The sequence below is a fragment of the Vibrio sp. Vb0888 genome, from assembly GCF_033338835.1.
GTDB lineage: Bacteria > Pseudomonadota > Gammaproteobacteria > Enterobacterales > Vibrionaceae > Vibrio > Vibrio alginolyticus.
Map to the genome: position 1 here is coordinate 1 of NZ_JAWOTL010000111.1, position 1,474 is coordinate 1,474.

The 1,474-nt window shown below is 44.9% G+C and carries 2 protein-coding genes; one reads left to right on the top strand and one right to left on the bottom strand.

The window, feature by feature from the left end; translation table 11 throughout:
• On the top strand, window positions 1–207 hold a 207-nt coding region (locus R7P72_RS24235), incomplete at its 5' end, for a YeaC family protein (protein ID WP_318110860.1).
• An 86-nt stretch (window positions 208–293) separates the two neighbouring features.
• Here the strand turns inward: R7P72_RS24235 and ansA are convergent.
• Entirely contained in the window at window positions 294–1,307 is a 1,014-nt protein-coding gene (ansA, locus tag R7P72_RS24240) for an asparaginase (RefSeq protein WP_318110861.1), read from the bottom strand.
• Window positions 1,308–1,474 lie beyond the last annotated feature (167 nt).

Below are 1,474 nucleotides of genomic sequence, written 5' to 3' on the forward strand. Positions count from 1 at the left end.
TGGCCTGAGGGTACAACACTTTCTAAAGAGCAGCGAGATTCGTGTATGCAAGCTGTGATGTTGTATCAATCAAAACACAATACCGAGGCGCAACATATGACGGTTGCGGCTGGTGGTGAAATCAGTTTTAAGTCTAAACAGGAACTGAAAAAACAGTTCAATACCGATGAAAGTGACATTGTTCGTGTAAACCCGAATCTCGATTGATTCTGTCACTTCATGCCAAAGTAAAAAGCCCAATCAATATTGGGCTTTTTTAATATCTAAGCATTGTTAGAGATTCGAAGAAGCGCTTACAGGCTCATTTCGCCACTCAGTACTTCCTGCATTTTCTCTTTTACTTCTTCGTAAGACAGGTTTTGGCTCAATAAGAAGTGCAGTTTTGCGAGCGCCGCTTCTGGCGTCATATCGTAACCGCTAATTACGCCTGCATCTGCCAACGCACAGCCTGTCGCATAACCGCCCATGTTGACTTTACCAGCCAAACATTGAGTCAGGTTGACCACAATAACACCACGCTCAGAGGCTTCTTTAAGATGGCCTAGTAGTTCTGGGTTTTGCGGAGCGTTACCCACACCAAAAGTCAGCAAAATCATCGCATTCACTGGCTGAAGCAAGGTATTGCGGATAACTTCATGTGAAATACCCGGATACATTGTGATCACACCGATTGGTTGAGGAGTAATGTTGTGAACTTTGAATTCACCTTCAGGTTGCGCGTTCACCTTGATGCTGTTGCTAATCTGAATGTTGATGCCCGCTTCCAACAGTGGCGGCAAGTTTGGTGACGTAAATGCATTAAAGCCGTCAGCATGAGATTTTGTGCTGCGGTTGCCACGCATCAACTGATTGTTGAAGAATAAGGTGACTTCGTTGATTGGGTAGTTTGCTGCGATGTGCAGAGCATTTAGTAAGTTTGCTTGACCATCAGAGCGCAGTTCAGCCAAAGGAATTTGAGAACCAGTAACGATAACTGGCTTACCTAGGTTTTCTAGCATGAAAGACAAAGCCGACGCGGTGTAAGCCATCGTGTCAGTGCCGTGCAGAATAACGAAACCATCGTACTTGTCGTAGTTGTCACGAATGTCATCAGCGATTTGTTGCCAGTCTGCTGGTGTCATATCTGATGAGTCGATAAGAGGATCATATTCGTGGATAGTGTATTCCGGCATCTCTGGACGGTGAAATTCCGGCATGCTGGCAAGTTGTTTTTCCATAAAGCCAGCGATAGGAACGTAACCGTGATCCGATTTTAGCATACCGATGGTGCCACCGGTGTAAGCGATGTAGATGTGTTTTCTAGTCATCGTTTTTTCTTTCGTGTAGGGGAACAGAGGCGGGATTATATACCTAAATAACCTTGAGATGCGAGGCTCGGCGCACAGCATATGAAAGTCATCTGAGGAGATGTTGAGCTCAATAAAAAAGGGCATCTCCCGTAGAGATGCCCTTTGTATTTCTTACTGAAAATCTA

Excerpts from the sequence above, each read along its gene's own strand:
- ansA (WP_318110861.1), bottom strand. The coding sequence starts at position 1,307 with ATGACTAGAAAACACATCTACATCGCTTACACCGGTGGCACCATCGGT.